The following is a 17,486-nucleotide window of genomic DNA, read 5'->3' as shown; positions in this document are numbered from 1 at the left end:
GCGGACGTGGCGGAATTGGTAGACGCACCAGATTTAGGTTCTGGCGCCGCAAGGTGTGAGAGTTCAAGTCTCTCCGTCCGCACCATTCTTTAACGAACCCAGCTTTGTGCTGGGTTTTGTTTTTTCTGCGCATCACGCTTTTCTTAGCATTGTTAATTAGTAATAACCAAATGGCCATTTCACCCTCACTTACCTCGTTCTCCTCCCCTTGGCTATTTTCTGTCTGATCTATCCGTTACGGCATTATAAACGCGCAAAAAAAAATCCAGCCAACGCTGGATTTTCTATTAAGTCATGACTTTATAGTGTGCTAAAAACTAACTTTTTAGCCTAAAAGCCCCAACGCTGAGTTGGGCGCTTGCTTTGCTTGTGCAAGAACTGAACTAGATGCTTGCGTAAGAATCTGAGATTTTGTCAATGCCGTTGTTTCTTTGGCAAAGTCGGTATCCTTGATTCGGCTCTTAGACGCATTAACGTTCTCATTAATGTTTTCTAAGTTATTGATTGCGTGATTGAATCGGTTTTGGAATGCACCAAGTTCAGCACGGTGGCTATCAACAAATTTCAGTGCAGCATCCACAATCGCCACGGACTCTTGAGCGCCACCAACATTGGTGACATCAATGCTATCAACCGTGACTGCTTTCGCTTCTCCTATGCTTAACTCGCCTGCTAGACTGCCACTGAAGGTCGCAGCGCCATCTACATTGTTATTGTCGGTAAATAGTTGCAATCTTCCATCTTGGTCAACCGAAGCTTTTACCAGGTCTGTCTGACCGTTAATGTAAGTGGCCAACTCTTCAATATCATCGCCTGATTTAGCGTTGATCGTTACGTTTTGCTCTTGACCAAATTTATCCGTTAGGGCAATGGTAAGGTCATTCGCGCCGTCTTGAACTGCCCAGTCTTTGCCTTGCCCATTGGCGGCAACATAGCTGTTACCTCCCATCATGGCATTGTCACTGCGCATATTGTTCATCGTTAACATCACCGCTTCACCACTGTCTGCACCAACTTGGAAAGCCTTAGTTGCGAAAGTACCGTTAAGTAGCTTATTACCACCAAACGAGGTCGTTTCAGCGATACGGTTTAACTCATCATTAAGTGCCGTGATCTCTTCTTGAATCGCGGTCCGCTCTGATTTTGAGTTAGATCCGTTTGCAGATTGTAGTGATAAGTCACGCATACGTTGCAAAATGTTGGTGGTTTCGTTCATGGCACCTTCAGCCGTTTGCGCCATAGAAATACCATCATTTGCGTTACGTACTGCGACGTCTAAGCCACGGCTTTGAACATTCAAACGGTTCGAAATTTGTAGACCTGCCGCATCATCTTTAGCACTGTTGATCTTAAAACCGGAAGAAAGTCTTTCCATCGACGCTTGCTGAGCAGATGACGCGCTATTGAGATAGCGTTGTGCCGTCATTGCTGAAACGTTTGTGTTTACATTAACCGCCATAGTGGTTTCTCCTATTGATTACCGTAGACCGGAGTTGAAGGTTTCCGACGTCTCGGTAAACCAATTAGTTCTCTCAAAGTAACCTTATTAACGACTCAAAATTGATTAACTTTAGAGCTAATTGGTCAAATAGTGTGAAATTCACGGCGAATAAAGCTTAGCTTGATGGCACCTGCAGATATGAAATTAATTGCTAAAGTTTTGACCCAATAGGTCGAGAGGTTGCCATTATTCAACAGCACTGCGGGGAGGATATAACTTGATGTGGGTATTGTGAAACCAAAAAGAAAAAGCCCCTTTTCCTTTGAGAGAACCGGGGCTATTTTGGTAGCCAAGCCTTTGGAGATCGAGAGAAATGATCAAAGCCTGGCCGCCTGCTACATAAGTGTTTCCAGTGATGGAGTAGGTGTGAGAGAGAACCCCAAAACCTTATCACTTATGTTTGCCGTCAAACCTCCACTAACCCTACGTCTAGGCTACTACTAGTGAAGTACTTGACCACTACTGCAATAATGACATTGCAGAGTTTGGCAACTGTTTTGCTTGAGCAAGTATTGACGTACCTGCTTGTTGCAGAATTTGTGCTTTGGTCATCGCTGTCGTTTCTTTGGCGAAATCGGTATCGCGAATTCGACTGTTCGATGCCTCGACGTTTTCTTGGATGTTAGCCAAGTTATTGATACTGTGACTCAAACGGTTTTGCTTCGCACCTAGATCCGCACGTTGTGAATCAACATACTGCAGCGCTGCATCAACAATACCTACTGCATTTTGCGCGCCACCCGCAGAGCGAACATCAATACTTTGTACCGTGCTTTTCACTCCAGGGCCACCGACAAGACCAAGCTCTGAAGCCAGACCACCCGAGATATTAAGATCGCCTTCTAGATCAGGTTCTGCGGCAAAAATCTGCAGTCTGCCATTTTCGTCAACTGATGCGGTGAGCTTATCACTTTGACCATTGATGTAGGTTGCCACCTCTTCAATATCATCCCCTTCTTTGGCAAGAATATCTAAGGTAATCGCTTCGCCAGCTTTGGTCGTGAATTCAAACTTAAGGTCTTTCGCCGCCGCAGGGACTCCCCAGTCTTTATCTTTTCCTTTCTCAGGGTCAGAAATGAAGCTTTGGCCCCCCATACGTGGCTCATCGGCACGTACACTGGTCAAGCCCATGATGATTGCCTCACCTGAACTGGCACCAATCTGGAATGACGCTTCACCAAATGAGCCGTTAAGTAGCTTACGGCCACCGAATGACGTTGTTTCAGCGATACGGTTCAATTCGTCTTGTAACGCGGCCACTTCTTCGTGTAAAGCTTGACGCTCTGACGCCGAGTTGGTGCCGTTAGCAGACTGTAATGATAGGTCGCGGATACGTTGTAGAATCGATGTTGATTCATTCATCGCCCCTTCCGCCGTTTGCGCGATGGAGATACCATCGTTGGCATTGCGCATCGCGACATCTAAGCCACGAGACTGAGCGGTCAAACGGTTAGAAATTTGCAGACCTGCAGCATCATCTTTTGCACTGTTAATCTTTTGACCCGAAGACAAACGCTCCATTGAAGTATTAAGATCACCGGTCGCTTTATTCAGGTAACGTTGAGCGGTCATCGCTGACACGTTCGTGTTTACATTAATGGTCATAGTTTGCTCTCCTATTGAGTTCGCAAGTGCTTGCGAAGCGGCCAGCTTAGTCTCATTTGGAAGCACTGACCGTAAATGCCTTGCTAAGTAGGAATACTCCTACTTAAAACCTGTTTGTTTAACTCTGCACTAACCAATTCAAGTTGTGTGCCAGTTTTAAGAAACCAACAATAAAAATATTATTTCCATAAATATTAGTTACTTAAATATATCGCTCGGGTTCTATTCAGATTGAACACTTTGTGTTCATGCTGAGCGGCAACCCGATTGCCGCTTTGTTGCCACTGCCTTGCCACTGCTGACTCAGACAGTTCTCTAACCTCGCACTTACGGCATAGCACGTAAGGCAATGAGCTTAGATATAGTTAAATAGTGTTAGGTCTTTGGTTTTGCCAAACGCCTGTTGCGATGCCTGCAAAGCTCGTGAATTTTCATTAAACTCAATGATGGCTTCGGCATAATCGAGATCTTCAAAATTGCTTTTCGACTTGGTTAACGTCATTTTGAAATCATCGTGCTGCTCTTCTTGAATATCTAAAGTATTCAATCGTGCACCAACATCAGTACGCGCTTTGTTAAGGTGGATAAATGCGGAATGAAGCTCTTGTGTTATCTGGTGTAACTTGGCGGTATTCGAGGCATCCGATACCGACCCTTGCGAGAGCTTCATTGCTTCATTAAAGGTTTCAAAGATACTGTAACTGCGGCGTGGCTCGAGGGATATTTCATCCCCTTTACTGATCTGCCCTTTCACCTGAATGGTCACATCTTCATATTTGATTCCTTTACCGGGATCAAACGTGTCAGCTTTAACCACTGAACCATCTCTTTCAAGTTGGTAGCCATATTTGCCATCAGGCATGTCAACAAAAGTGACCTTATACGTTGAGTTATCATCAGGGTTAAGGTTAATCGCCCGCTCAAGCAGTAACTCTGAAGCTTCGTTCAAATTGTAATTGGGTTCAAAATCACCAAATGGGTTATCGATCTCCATAAATAGCTTGCTACCAGGGTCGTTAATTGGCATCTCAAGGCTATTGGAAATCTTCATTTTGCGCTGGTAGTCATCACCGGCATAAACCACATTGCCATCTTTATCTTTAAAGAAGGGCTGATTCTTCGGCTTGGTTCCGGCAAAGATATAGTTACCTGACTCATCTTGAACATTGACCAAGTTAAGAAAGTTAGCCGCCAGTTCTTGAATCTCACGTCGTTTGGCTAAGCGGTCTTCTGGAGATAGTGACCCATTGATCATCTCCATGACCGTACGCTTGGCTTCATCGGTGTACTGTTCCGCATTGGAAATGATCACTTCATGATGCTCTAAGCGGTTACGACTCAACACAATCGCATCGGTATATTGGCGTAGTTGCTCTTTTTGCTGACCAATATTTTGAATGTAATGGGTGGCCAGCGGATCGTCACTCGCCTTCATCAGTTTTTTTCCTGACGCAAGTTGAGCTTGGTTGTGATGCACTTTTGCCTCTTGGCGACGGAAGTCATTCTGCACCGACTGATAATTATGGAAGCTCGAAATACGATTCATCACTTATGCCTCCTATCTCAACGCCAATATGGTGTTAAAGGTGTCGTTGGCCGCCTGCATGATACGTGAAGAGGCCATATACGCTTGCTGAAACTTCATCATGTTGGCCGCTTCTTCATCAAGGTTAACCCCGGCAATAGAGGCGACTCGCTCTTGTGCCGCCTCTTTCTCTAGCCTGGAAACATCGGTCAGGCGTGAAGCCGTCGACATTTGTAGACCAACGTCGGTATTTAAATTGTGGTAAACATCTAAAATGGTTGATTCACCATCGTTTAGCTTTTTATCTGTCTGGATATTGAGCATTTTTCTTAAGTTGCCGTTGTCACCTTCTGATGGGACAAGGTTTGCCGTAAACTTATCGTTCGGCAACGCGCCATCAGTTAATTCAAACACTGTCCCTTGGACATCTACCAGACCTTTAGGAGGGTAAGCCTGAGGGCCAAGTAAAAGATTGCCACGGGTATCGGTTACAGCAAACTCAGTTCCTTTCGGTGAGATCACGACTTCGAATTCACGCACATCGCCAGCGGCCATCATCGTGAACTTTGCACTACCTTGAGCAAACGTCGTAGAAGCCTCGAAGCTTTGAGCCGCAATCTTGGTCGGATCATCGGTTGCCATCTTCATTTGTGCGGCGCCACTTCGAGTCGGGCGTAATAGCACCCGTTCACCGGCTTGTAAATCTTTGTTGATCTCGATTCGAATCCCATCCAAAGTGATGGCATCATTGACAACCGACGCGACAAACTGTTCACCGGAAGGGCGAGTGATGTAATAGTCACCATCGTTGTATTGCAATGAGTACTCACCACCGACTAACTGACTGGTATCTTCAATATAAACCGCTAAATCGGCATTAGAATTGGATGGGGTCACCACTCGCGACTTAGCAACAATATCTGAGTTAACGTCGGTAAATATCAAGCTACCAAGGTTGCCGCGCAAATCCAGACCTTGCGATTGCAGTTTATTCACTTCGTACGAGAATGAAGTTGCCAGCTTGCCAAGCTCATCCATTAATTGTGGAATTTTTTCATCGCGCATGGCGAGCATCGCACCAATTTTTCCGTCAATGTCTTTGGTGGTAATGGATTTAATGCCCTTGCCTTCGATCATTGCCAGTCGGCGTTGATGAACATCAGGGTAGCCGTCAATCATTTTCAGTTCACTGGCTTCTGTCCCCGATACTAAGGTGTGACCGTTACCAATATGGACATTAAACCCTTCGGCGTTTTTACGCGGCGTGACCGTGACTTTAGTGTACTCAGACAGTTCGGCGATCAGTTTTTCATGTGTATCCATCAGGTCGTTGTGCGGCCCTGGCGTACGCATCATCAAACGGTGTAAATCACGAATTTCGACCGCAAGTTGATTCACTCGCTCGATACCTAAATCGAGTTTTTTGTTAGCCACATCCGACTGACGACGAATTGTTTCGTGAAAGTCATTAAGGTTTTGGGTAATGAGATCGGCTTTCTCTAGTACTACTTTACGCGCACCAACATCGTTAGGACTATCGGCCAACGACTTTACGCCATCGAACCATTCGTTGAGGTTTTCAGGAATTTTTTTCGATGTAACCGAAGAGAGCATGTTAGACAACATTTCTAGATTCTCTTCATTATCGACTTTATTGGCGTAACTGGTGGTCGAGACATTTAACTCGTTAACGGCAAATTGATCCCATGAGCGGCGAACTTTTTCCACATGGACACCCATACCATAGGTTTCCCCACCGTATTGGCGCGGCATATTTGTGCCTTGTATCACCGACTGGCGGCTATAACCCTCTGTATTGACATTAGAGATGTTATGACCGGTGGTGTTTAGTTGTCTCTGAGCCGTTAATACGCTTTGCGCACCAAGATTCAGTAGATCAGACGCCATATTGCCCCCAATAACCCTTTAAAAATCAGCATTAGCTGAGTATCTAAATAGATAAAAGCAAAATATATGCCAGAGAGTAAAAGAATACCGATTAGTCGGTTAAAGAGGTGAGCGGGATAACCGCGAGGTGGAGATAATAATGGGGGATAAAAACAAACTCACCAGCAGGTGAGTTTGATTACATTTGATCGATACGCGCTTTGACACTTAATACTTTATCCGCATAAGCGGGATCAGTGGCGTACCCCGCCTGATGAATACCGCGAATAAATTGTTCATCATTTCCACCGTGGCGCAGCGCCGTGGTGTAACGTGGATTTTTGTTGAGGAAACGCACATAATCATTAAAGCTCTCTTCGTAGTTAGCGTATGAACGAAACGCGGCACTCTCTTTAACTGGAACCCCTTGATGGTATTCTAGTGTTTGTGTTGCTACCTTATCGCCATTCCAGCTTCTATCCGCCTTAATGTTGAATAGATTATTGCTGCTACCACGTGAATTATTGAGCACTTTCTGCCCCCAACCCGTTTCTAATGCCGCCTGTGCCAACAGCAAAGAAGAATCAACGCCAAGTGCACGCGCCGCTTTTTCGGCGTAAGGCTTCATTGAGGCAACGAAAGACTCCGGTGAGTCAAAGCGAGACGACTGAACCGGCTCTGATTGGCTTACTGTGGTCGTGCGCGCTCTTTCATCACGAACCGCATCAACTTTCCCCATTAAAGCTTCAAAGTCAGTATTGCGGCTGTTAGCGTTCTCATTTTCAATATTACCCGAAGTCAGTTGAGCAACGATCATATCAGCAAGGCCAAGTGATCCCGATGCACTAAGTTCAGACGACATCTGCTCATCCATCATCTGACGATAAAACTGCTGATTCTGACTGTCCATTAACCCTGACTCAAATGTCGAGTTAGCGTCGCGCATCGATTTAAACAACATCGAAGTAAAAATCGCTTCAAACTGCTTAGCCGCGGCGTTTAGTGCCGCCTGTTCACCGCCGTCTTCATCATTAACGGCTTGCTTACGCAACTTATCTAAGCTTGAAATGTCATGGATAAATCCAATATCGTTACCATTGTTTATCATCTTATTGTTCCTTAGATAACAATCAATTGTCCTTCAATCGCGCCCGCTTGCTTTAATGCTTGCAAAATCGCCATTAAGTCTGAAGGTGCAGCACCCACTTCATTGACAGCACGCACTAGGTCGTCCAAAGTCAAACCGGGTTCAAACTTGAACATTTTCCCTTGCTCTTCTGTCACTTCGATCTCGGTATCTGGAACCACAACCGTCTCACCGCCGCCAAACGCATTTGGTTGGCTGACATTTAAGTTCTCTTTAATGGCGACCGTCATACCGCCATGAGTGACCGCTGCAGGTTTAAGTCGAACATGTTTACCCACCACGATGGTGCCTGTACGTGAGTTAACAATAATTTTTGCTGCGCCATCGGCAGGATTAAACTCTAGATTCTCTATCGCTGAGAGAAAAGCCACGCGTTGGGTCACGTCACGCGGTGCGCGCACTTTCACTGACGTCGCATCGACCGCTGAGGCCATCTGTGGACCAAGGAAGTTGTTCACTGCATCCGCCATGCGTTGAGCGGTGGTAAAATCAGAGTCGAGTAAATTGAACGTAATGTAATCACCACGGCCAAATGGGGTTGGGATTTCTCGTTCGACAATCGCACCATTAGAAATCATCCCTGCCGTTGGGTTATTACCCACAATCTTGGAACCATCAGCGCCAGTCGCACTAAAGCCACTCACCACAAGGTTGCCTTGCGCGACGGCATAGATTTGCCCATCGAGACCTTTAAGCATTGTTTGCATTAAGGTGCCGCCGCGTAAGCTTTTGGCAGCACCGACAGACGAAACGGTGACATCAATGGTCTGGCCTTGCTTAGAAAATGCCGGTAATTCTGCTGTTACAATCACGGCCGCCACGTTCTTTGTTTTAGGCTTAGTACCTGGTGGCAATTGAATGCCGAATTTTTGCAACATGGCATTAAAGCTTTGATCAGTAAAAGGTGTACTCTCGCCGGTTCCCGGCAGACCAGTAACTAAGCCGTAGCCGACCAATTGGTTACTACGTACTCCGGCGATCTGCGCAACATCTTTAATTCTCGCAGCCTGCACTGAAGTGGCGATAAGCAACCAACTTGTAATAAGGAGCAAACACTTTTTCATAATCTTACCTATTCTCTAACCTTGGCCGTGTTTCACTGCGCGCCAAAAAAGCGGCATCACAGGGCGTTATAGAGAGACATTAAAGAATCGTGCCAAGAAGCCCGGCTCTTGCATATCTTGTTGTGTACCAGAGCCAGAATACTGAATTCTTGCGTTAGAAATACGGGTAGACGCAATGGTGTTTTCATAATCAATATCATCAGGACGAATTGTGCCACTAAGGCGAATGTATTCATCCCCGGTGTTTAAGGTTAGCCATTTCTCGCCGCGAATCACTAGGTTACCGTTACCCAAAACTTCAATCACTTCGACCGTGATGGAGCCTGAAATACTGTTACTTTGATTTGCCGCAGCGCTACCACTAAATTGATTGTCGTTACTCAAGTTGTACGAGAAATTGTAGTCGCCCAAGTTAAGTTGCTGTCCGCCGACTTCCAGTGGGTCCATAGAAGCATCGTTGTTTTTTGACAGATCCGCATCCGAACTTTTGGCCGCTTTGGTCTGTTCGTCCAAAGTCACGGTAATAATATCGCCAATACCACGCGGCTTATAATCATCATACAAACTACTGGTACTGGCAGTATTAAACAGTGAACCTGTTTCTGCCGCATAATGTTCAGGTTGATGTTTGGGGTGAATCGGCGCCCAGGCAGGGTCACCGGGAACGGGATCGGTCCGGCCGCGTAAGGCGTCAATCATCCCCGTATCATCTTGGTCTGACTTATCGCCTTCAACCGCATCAACATTCGTTGTACCTTGAACGATATCCGGAGTCTCAATCGGCGGCTCAAGCATGGAACAACCCGACATCACCGCAACTAGCACTAACGCAAGTAATCTGTTCATAACATTATCCCCGTATTTGCGTTATAGCTGTTGATTGACAAAGCTCATCATTTTGTCGACGGCTGAGATGACTTTAGAGTTCATTTCGTAGACACGTTGCGCTTCGATCATATTCACTAACTCTTCAGTGACATTTACATTTGACGTCTCTAGCATGGATTGTCTGACCTCACCAAAACCGTCAAAGCCAGGTACCCCTTCTTGTGGGTCGCCACTAGCGCCTGTTGGTAGGTACAAGTTCTGCCCGATAGGCTCTAAACCGCCCGGGTTAATGAAATCTACAGTGGCAATCTGACCGACAACTTGGTTATCTTGCTGTCCACGAACTCGTACTGAGACTTCACCATCATTACCAACGGTGATGCTGATGGCATCGTCTGGAATGGCAATCTCTGGTTCAAGGGAATAACCCGCCCCTGACGTGACCACGACACCTTCATCGTTGACGGTAAACTGACCATTACGTGTGTAACCGATATTGCCATCGGGCATCAAAATTTGGAAAAAACCGTCACCTTCAATCATCATGTCGAGGCTATTATTGGTCGTCTGAGTGTTGCCTTGTGTGTGGACTTTTTGTGTCGCAACTACTTTAGAGCCCGCACCTAACATTAAGCCCGTTGGTAGCTCGGTGTTTTGCGATGATTGACCACCTGGCTGATTGATATTTTGATAAAAAAGATCTTCAAACACAGCGCGGCTTTTTTTGAAACCGATCGTCGAGGCGTTCGCTAAGTTGTTTGAAATCGTTGAAATATTGGTTTGCTGGGCGTCTAAACCCGTTTTACTAACCCACAATGCCGGATGCATAACCTTCTCCTAAAAATCTATTAGCTCATACGAAGCAAAGAGTTCGACGCTTTGTCCATCTCTTCTGCTGTGCTCATCATTTTCACTTGCATTTCAAATTGACGTTGCAAGTCAATCAGGCTCGTCATTTCGCCAATGGCGTTGACATTACTGCCTTCAATTGCCCCTGTGAGCAGTTTGACACCGGCATCTGCTTCGTATGCCGCATTAGGATCTTTGGCGCGGAATAAGCCATTGATATCTTTGAATAGTGATTGATTATTGTTGCGGGTTAACTTGATGCGGTCGACAACTTCAATCGCATCGGCCGGAGCACCTTGTGGCACAACAGAAATAGTACCGTCGTTGCCGATCTCCACTTTGCTGATTGGAATCGGTAAGGTAATCGGAGCCCCCGTTTCGCCCAGCACTAAGTTACCGTTACCGTTAGTCAATAGGCCGTTAGCATCAATAGTGAAGTTACCATTACGTGTAAGACCCTCTTTCCCCGTCTTATCCATCACGGCAATCCATCCCTCACCTTGAATTGTGACATCGAGATCACGACCGGTGGTGATGACACTGCCTTGTTGAAAATTATGGCCTGGACGCTCTGTCATGCTAAATACGCGGCTCGGAAGACCTTCGCCATACGCCTGCATAGAGCGAGCTTGCGCCAAATCAGCACGGAAACCCGTGGTACTGACGTTCGCTAAGTTGTTGGCTCTAAGCTGCAACGCTTGCATGTTTTGCTTGGCGCCGCTCATTGCTAGAAACAGTGCACGATCCATAATTTGCTCCAAAAATCACTATTCATAGTGATACAAGCAATAGATGTGCCAGCTTTTGTTAACTTTATATATCAGAGACTTAGTGACAATGCGGCAAGTGTTCATGAAGATGAAAGGAAGGTATGTTGCCATTGGCGGCAACAATAGAAAGCTGATGTTTGCCACCAGCTTTCTATTTACTGCGACGTATTACTCGCGATAATAATTAGCGAATCTGCAGGATGTTTTGTTGTGTTTGGTTGTGCACTTCTAACGAACGAGAGTTTGCTTGGAAGTTACGTTGAGCAGAGATCAAGTCTACCAACTCTTGAGTCATATCGATGTTAGACTGCTCAAGCGTACCACTGTTAATGGTACCGAATGATCCCTTGTTCGATTCACCCCAAATTTTGGCTCCAGACATTTGAGTTGAATCCCATTGGGTTCCACCTTTTTTGTCTAGACCTTGCTCGTTAGCCACTCGTACCATGCCAACACGACCTAAAGTGATCGCTTCACCATTAGAGTAAGTACCAAGGACGCTACCATTTTCATCAAAGTCAACTTTAGTTAAGAAGCCCGTTGTCGCACCGTCTTCATCAAACTTGGTCAACTCAAATGGCGCAGCAAACTGAGTCGCGCTATCAAGGCCAAACGACAGGGTCTGTGTGATATCTGCACCGTTCAGATCAATTGGGTTTGCACCCGCACCTAACTGCTCAGAGACAATATTCTGCCCATTATTCAAGCTTGCTAGCGTACCGTCGTTATTGAACCTCATTGTATGGCCCACATGCCCCGTTGGCGCCGTCGCATCACCACCAACGATATTCAAAGGTTTCTCACCAGCACTATCCGTTACGGTATAGTACGTCTGCCACGTGTTTGCTTGAGTCTGATCTTTGAGATAGTAGGTCGTCATCTTGTACGACTGTCCCATAGAGTCATAAATTGTTGATGACGTAGAACGGTTGTACGTTTCAGGGTCGGAATAATCAAACAATGTGGGATCTTTTAGGTCCCCACCTGCTGGCAGGTTAACCCCAACCTCGATGTTCGAGGTCTGTTTTGGTTTACCGAACTCTTTTGGAATGTTGATTGGTGACGGTTCATACGAAAGCACGTCCCCTGTATCTGGGTTTACCTGATAGCCAAGCAAAAACTCATCATTTGCCGTTACCATGTAGTTATCTTTATTGAGGTGAAATGCACCGTTTCGAGTTAACTCATTGGACGTAGGGGTGAGTTTGTCTTTGGCGACGGCAAAAAAGCCTGTACCAGAGATACGTAAGTCCATCGGGTTGTTGGTATAAATACTCGACCCCTCATGGAATTGCTGAGCAACTTGGGCCGCTTGTACACCTTGCCCCGGAGTTGTCTTCGCATGAGTAAAAAGTGAGTTCGAGTAAACATCGCCAAACTCCGCACGAGACTCTTTAAAGCCGAATGTGTTCGCGTTCGCAATGTTGTTACTGGTTGTGTTCAGATCTAACTGAGCAGCGGACAGACCGCTTAATGCAACATATGACATTCCAAAATCTCCTATCTAGCTAGCATATCTAGTTTATGACGAGCTACGCTTTGCCAACTTCTAGTACTTCAGCAAGTCGAACTGGCGACTCGAAGCCAGCCAGATTGAGTAGTACGTTACCATCGCCTTTACCTAACAGGACGCTATTGACGTTTGCATAGGTCGAAACCTCAAACTCTTTCGCTGCTCCATCTAGCAAACCCGCGGCTTTCACCTTGTATTTGCCAGCCGGCAATGGATTACCGTTTTGATCTTTTCCATCCCATTCAACGCGGCTATCACCTGGTGGCTTAGAACCAACGTCAAAAGTACGAACTAACTGACCCATTTGGTCTTCGATTCTCACCATCAGGTTATCAACCGACTGTGGAAGCTTGACCATGGCAGCCATACTGCCGTCATCTTTTTTCACGCCTGCCGCGCCTGGAACCAATACATCACGTCCGACTAATGAAGACGCTTGCAGCGCTTGGTTTGAGGTCATTGATGCATTGAGCGTTTCGAACTGATTGTTCATTTTGCCAATACCATCAACGGTCGCGAACGACGCCATTTGCGCAATCATTTGGTCATTACTAACCGGCTTAAATGGGTCTTGCTGGGCAAGTTGCTTAGTGAGTAGCGATAAGAAATCTTCTTGTTTAAGATTTTGCTTACCCGTTGTCTCATCCGGCTTATTCTTGTCCTGAAGCTGTTTAAGCTGATCAATATAAGACAAGCTACTTGGACCAACATTATTAATGTCTCCGGCCATACTCTATCTCCTATTGACCCATCTGCAGCGTACGCAGCAGCATTTGTTTACTTGAATCTGCTACTTGAACATTCGTTTGGTAAGAACGAGAAGCAGAGATCATATTCGCCATCTCTTCCATTACATTGACGTTGGGCTTGTATATGTAGCCCTCGTCATTTGCAAGAGGGTGCTCTGGGTTGTACTCCGCACTCAGCGGTTTATCACTTTCGACAATACCCATCACTTTCACTGGCACGGTATGGTCGCGGCCATACTTTGCCTTACTTAACTCAGCACCGAATACCGCATGACGCGCTTTATAAGTATCTTTTGCAGAGCTCGAAATACTGTCAGCATTGGCCAAATTGCTCGAGGTCGTATTTAGACGAACAGATTCAGCGCTCATGGCAGAACCAGTTACATTGAATACATTAAATAAGCTCATCTAGTTACTCCCTTTTATAGCTTTCGTTAAGTTCTTGAATTTACTTCCTAAGAAGTCAAGTGACGCTTGGTGGCGGATTTGGTTTTGCATAAACAAGTTACGTTCTAGATCCACATCCACCGTATTGCCATCACCGGTGTCAGGCTGTGTCGGAAGACGATACATCACTTCGCCTGTCACCCGAGTAGAGGCAGGTATGTGCCGACTATCAGTACGGCTAAGTCCAATACTTGCCTCTGATGTTGCCGCCTGCAGTGCCTTTTGAAAGTCCATCCCTTTAGACTTATATCCAGGTGTATTCGCTTGAGCAATATTAGTGGAAACCACCTCAGCATTGCGCTCGCGTACGCCCACCGTGTATTGGTGGATACCTAATGCATTGTCAAAAGAAATAGCCATGTTGACCTCTACTCAAAGAACTGACCGTTACTGTAAAAATAAAAGCAATTTGCGTACCAACTTTAAACTTCTGTTCAATTTGCTTTCTGTGATTGATTGAGCAATAACTGCGCCAACTTTATAGCGTAGTAATTTAGCTCACAGTGTAAGAGATTGAGTTACTAGGTAGTATAGATGGTAGACGAAAGCACAAACAAGAACGCCCAGCAGACTTACTGGGCGTAATAACAAGACAACGATAGTTTACTTCAGCTTGTAAATGATACCTGGATTACAGCGTACCATTTCAAAACGATCAGTCAGCCCAGTGAGTGACTCAGAAGCTCCGAGTAACAGATAGCCTCCAGGGTTAAGACTATTGGCCATTTGATTTAATACTTGAGATTTCATATCTGGTGAGAAGTAAATCAGTACGTTACGGCAGAAGATAATGTCAAATTTACCAAGTAATGCGTAGCTATCCATCAAGTTTTGTGGCCGGAAGTTAACCAAGCGCTTGACGTTATCTTTTACTTTCATACGTCCATCACCCGCATCTTCAAAGAATTGGCGTCGACGTTCAGGAGAGAGGCCTCGACCGAGAGCAAGATTGTCATACACCCCAGCTCGGCACATATCCAACATACTGGCAGAAATATCCGTCGCAGTAATCGACACGCTTGGCAACATACCCGGCTTACGCTGCTGAGTTTCCAGTATCGTCATTGCCATTGAATAAGGCTCTTGGCCTGAAGAGCTTGCCGCCGACCAAATTTTGATCGGGCGCTTGTTTGCCGCCACTTCCGGCAACAGCTTATTCGCTAACACTTCAAACGGATAGGTATCACGAAACCATAGCGTCTCGTTGGTTGTCATGGCATCCACGGCGGCAACACGCAGTTCACGATTACGCCCAGTAACAACATCTCTGAGCAAATCTGACAATGAGGTCAACTTGAACTTAGTTACCAGTGGACTCAAACGACTTCTCACTAAGTATTGTTTGCTATCGCCAAGAACAATACCGCACTGTGACTCTAAAAAGCGGCTGAAATCACGATATTCTTGATCGCTTATAGTTATCGCTGTCATTAATGTCTCTTTTTATTTTGTAAGTGCAGCTTTTACTGCATTACCAAGCTCATCTGGATTAAATTTGGCTATAAATGAATTCGCACCAACTCGCTCCACCATCGCTTGGTTAAACACACCACTTAGTGATGAATGCAGAATAACATAAAGGTCTTTAAGATCAGGGTTACGTCTTATTTCTGCTGTTAATGTGTAACCATCCATTTCTGGCATTTCTATATCGGAAATAACCAACGAAATCTGTTCGTAGATACTGCCTTCGGCCGCCATTTCCAGCAACTTTTCGTAAGCTTGTTTGCCGTCAATGACGGAAACAGCTTCAAAACCCAGTGATACAATCGCACGTTCGACCTGTTTACGAGCAACAGTTGAGTCATCCGCAATTAAAATACGGCGAACAATCTCTTTCTCTGTTTCGACCTGCGCAATTTCTTCACCAATGGATGCATCCATAGTTTCATCAACTGGTGCGATTTCTGCAAGGATCTTCTCAACATCAAGAATTTCGACTAGCTCGTTATCGATATTAGTAACCGCGGTTAAATAGTTAGACTTACCTGCACCATCTGGAGGAGGAAGAATCGCCTCCCAATGCATGTTGATAATACGCTCAACCGAGGTAACCAAAAAGGCTTGAATCGTGCGGTTAAACTCGGCAATCACTACAAACGCTTTTTCAACATCAGTGGTCGGCCTGCCGCCAACCGCCAAACTTAAATCGATAACTGAAACTGTATGGCCTCGTATATGAGCCACCCCTTTAACAAGACGATGTAAGTTTGGCATTGAAGTGAGCTTAGGGCACTGCAGAACCTCTTTTACTTTAAATACATTGATTCCATAACGCTGGCGCCCCATTAAGCGAAACGTTAGGAGTTCTAATCGGTTTTGACCGACGAGTTGCGTACGCTGATTCACTGAATCAAGAATACCCGTCATAAGCTCATCTCCATCTCAAACTTCATGCAAAAAAATGGTAGTCTACTTTACGCCATGAAAACAGATGAGAAAAAGAATGAAACATCCTAAATCGACCTTCTGCTCATTATCCATAACTAATTGTAGAGCTTTCTATAAAAAGTTTTATAAGTCTATCGGCTTTTTGTTCTTTTTCTTTAGTTTTTCAGCTACATCTGCAACAGAGGGCCAAATTGAAAATATTCAACTGGCTGCGCAAGAGTACATACTTTCCACTGTTGAGTGGCCTACTGGTGGCACACTCGAAGTTTCTGCTGCCGATATCGACTCTCGGATCTTTGCAACCGATTGCCCGGCAGGCCTCAAAACTTCGTCTTCTTCTAGTAATCCTAGTGCAAGTAACATTACTGTGCTCGTCGAATGTCTCGATGAAGACTGGAGAATTTACGTCCCTGTGCGTTTGACCCGTACTGGCCCTCAAGTCGTGTTGACCACTGCACTATCACGAGGGCAGCTTATTTCACCACAAGATGTCACTATTAGTATGGTAGACCTGCAACGCTTTAGGCGGCAAGGCTTTTCCTCAATTGACGCCGTCATTGGCGCAAAAACAAAGAAAAACCTTCATTCAGGTGAAATTCTTGAAGAGCGCGATATTTGCGTGGTGTGTCGTAGTGAAACCGTAACCATTAGAGCAACCAGATCAGGCATGACCATCACCACAAAAGGGGTCGCACTCACAGATGGTTCACTCGGTGAACAGATAAGAGTGAAAAATAGCAAATCCAATCGTATAATCGAAGGACGTGTAACTGGAATTTCTGAAGTAACAGTGATCTTTTAGCTGAATGAAAAAAAAGCTAAAGTTCAGGCTGTAATAGTCGATATTGACAGTACAAGCATCTATCTTCAAAAAAGGCTCAACTATGGCAGGTATCGATAACGTACGTTCGGGACAGCCTCTCTCTACTTCGTCAACGAGAGGGTCCGTGCGTAACAACAGTGAAAGCAGTCCAACTAGTGGCTCTGACTCGGCGAAGAAGTCTAGCGTCGCACAAGACGCCGTTTCTCTTAGCTCACAAGGTAAGGCAATGGGTGAAATGCATACTCAAATGGCAGCCCAACCTAGCTTTGATAAGGCAAAAGTCGCGGCGATAAAAGAAGCGATTGCGAACGGTTCTTATACTGTAAACCCAGAAAAACTCGCGGACAACATGATGAAATTTGAAAAAGAGTTCGGCGGGCTGTAACC

General features: G+C 45.5%; 17 protein-coding genes and 1 tRNA gene. 3 read left to right on the top strand and 15 right to left on the bottom strand.

Annotated elements, in window-relative coordinates:
• A tRNA-Leu gene (locus tag BS19_RS12080) sits at positions 1 to 85 on the top strand.
• A 240-nt stretch (positions 86 to 325) separates the two neighbouring features.
• Here the strand turns inward: BS19_RS12080 and BS19_RS12075 are convergent.
• From BS19_RS12075 to BS19_RS12005, 15 genes are all read right to left on the bottom strand, one after another.
• Positions 326 to 1,459, bottom strand: coding sequence for a flagellin (locus tag BS19_RS12075; RefSeq protein WP_038175549.1), 1,134 nt, complete (start codon positions 1,457 to 1,459; stop codon positions 326 to 328).
• Between the two features lie 501 nt (positions 1,460 to 1,960).
• Positions 1,961 to 3,106 (bottom strand): flagellin, encoded by a 1,146-nt coding sequence (locus tag BS19_RS12070; RefSeq protein ID WP_038175551.1) that lies wholly within the window; start codon positions 3,104 to 3,106, stop codon positions 1,961 to 1,963.
• A gap of 355 nt (positions 3,107 to 3,461) precedes the next feature.
• The gene (gene flgL, locus BS19_RS12065; protein ID WP_038175548.1) at positions 3,462 to 4,655 is read right to left on the bottom strand and encodes a flagellar hook-associated protein FlgL; all 1,194 of its coding nucleotides are present in this window, start codon (positions 4,653 to 4,655) and stop codon (positions 3,462 to 3,464) included.
• Between the two features lie 9 nt (positions 4,656 to 4,664).
• On the bottom strand, positions 4,665 to 6,539 hold the full coding sequence (flgK, locus tag BS19_RS12060) for a flagellar hook-associated protein FlgK (protein ID WP_038175547.1): 1,875 nt from the start codon (positions 6,537 to 6,539) through the stop codon (positions 4,665 to 4,667).
• A gap of 178 nt (positions 6,540 to 6,717) precedes the next feature.
• Positions 6,718 to 7,626, bottom strand: a complete 909-nt coding sequence (gene flgJ / locus BS19_RS12055) for a flagellar assembly peptidoglycan hydrolase FlgJ (protein WP_038175546.1) — start codon at positions 7,624 to 7,626, stop codon at positions 6,718 to 6,720.
• A gap of 11 nt (positions 7,627 to 7,637) precedes the next feature.
• Positions 7,638 to 8,729 carry a flagellar basal body P-ring protein FlgI gene (locus tag BS19_RS12050; RefSeq protein ID WP_038175545.1) on the bottom strand — a complete coding sequence of 364 codons (1,092 nt, stop codon included), beginning with the start codon at positions 8,727 to 8,729 and terminating at the stop codon, positions 7,638 to 7,640.
• 66 nt (positions 8,730 to 8,795) lie between these two features.
• Positions 8,796 to 9,575, bottom strand: a complete 780-nt coding sequence (gene flgH, locus BS19_RS12045) for a flagellar basal body L-ring protein FlgH (protein WP_038175544.1) — start codon at positions 9,573 to 9,575, stop codon at positions 8,796 to 8,798.
• A gap of 21 nt (positions 9,576 to 9,596) precedes the next feature.
• Positions 9,597 to 10,385 carry a flagellar basal-body rod protein FlgG gene (gene flgG / locus BS19_RS12040; RefSeq protein ID WP_038175543.1) on the bottom strand — a complete coding sequence of 263 codons (789 nt, stop codon included), beginning with the start codon at positions 10,383 to 10,385 and terminating at the stop codon, positions 9,597 to 9,599.
• A 20-nt stretch (positions 10,386 to 10,405) separates the two neighbouring features.
• Positions 10,406 to 11,155, bottom strand: coding sequence for a flagellar basal-body rod protein FlgF (flgF, locus tag BS19_RS12035; protein WP_038175542.1), 750 nt, complete (start codon positions 11,153 to 11,155; stop codon positions 10,406 to 10,408).
• Positions 11,156 to 11,360: 205 nt separating this feature from the next.
• On the bottom strand, positions 11,361 to 12,665 hold the full coding sequence (gene flgE, locus BS19_RS12030; protein WP_038175541.1) for a flagellar hook protein FlgE: 1,305 nt from the start codon (positions 12,663 to 12,665) through the stop codon (positions 11,361 to 11,363).
• Between the two features lie 43 nt (positions 12,666 to 12,708).
• Entirely contained in the window at positions 12,709 to 13,419 is a 711-nt protein-coding gene (flgD, locus tag BS19_RS12025; RefSeq protein ID WP_038175540.1) for a flagellar hook assembly protein FlgD, read from the bottom strand.
• A 10-nt stretch (positions 13,420 to 13,429) separates the two neighbouring features.
• Positions 13,430 to 13,846, bottom strand: coding sequence for a flagellar basal body rod protein FlgC (gene flgC / locus BS19_RS12020; RefSeq protein WP_038175539.1), 417 nt, complete (start codon positions 13,844 to 13,846; stop codon positions 13,430 to 13,432).
• Entirely contained in the window at positions 13,847 to 14,245 is a 399-nt protein-coding gene (gene flgB / locus BS19_RS12015) for a flagellar basal body rod protein FlgB (protein WP_038175538.1), read from the bottom strand.
• A 243-nt stretch (positions 14,246 to 14,488) separates the two neighbouring features.
• Positions 14,489 to 15,316, bottom strand: coding sequence for a protein-glutamate O-methyltransferase (locus BS19_RS12010; protein ID WP_038175537.1), 828 nt, complete (start codon positions 15,314 to 15,316; stop codon positions 14,489 to 14,491).
• 12 nt (positions 15,317 to 15,328) lie between these two features.
• Positions 15,329 to 16,255 carry a chemotaxis protein CheV gene (locus tag BS19_RS12005; RefSeq protein ID WP_038175536.1) on the bottom strand — a complete coding sequence of 309 codons (927 nt, stop codon included), beginning with the start codon at positions 16,253 to 16,255 and terminating at the stop codon, positions 15,329 to 15,331.
• A gap of 76 nt (positions 16,256 to 16,331) precedes the next feature.
• Between BS19_RS12005 and flgA the strand changes: the two genes are divergently transcribed.
• The gene (gene flgA, locus BS19_RS12000; RefSeq protein WP_038175535.1) at positions 16,332 to 17,078 is read left to right on the top strand and encodes a flagellar basal body P-ring formation chaperone FlgA; all 747 of its coding nucleotides are present in this window, start codon (positions 16,332 to 16,334) and stop codon (positions 17,076 to 17,078) included.
• An 82-nt stretch (positions 17,079 to 17,160) separates the two neighbouring features.
• Positions 17,161 to 17,484, top strand: coding sequence for a flagellar biosynthesis anti-sigma factor FlgM (gene flgM, locus BS19_RS11995; protein WP_038175534.1), 324 nt, complete (start codon positions 17,161 to 17,163; stop codon positions 17,482 to 17,484).
• Positions 17,485 to 17,486: the final 2 nt, after the last annotated feature.

Source organism: Vibrio pacinii DSM 19139 (assembly GCF_000711795.1).
GTDB classification, from domain to species: Bacteria; Pseudomonadota; Gammaproteobacteria; order Enterobacterales; family Vibrionaceae; genus Vibrio; species Vibrio pacinii.
The sequence above is the reverse complement of the archived record's forward strand: the minus strand, read 5'-3'. Positions and strand labels throughout refer to the sequence as shown.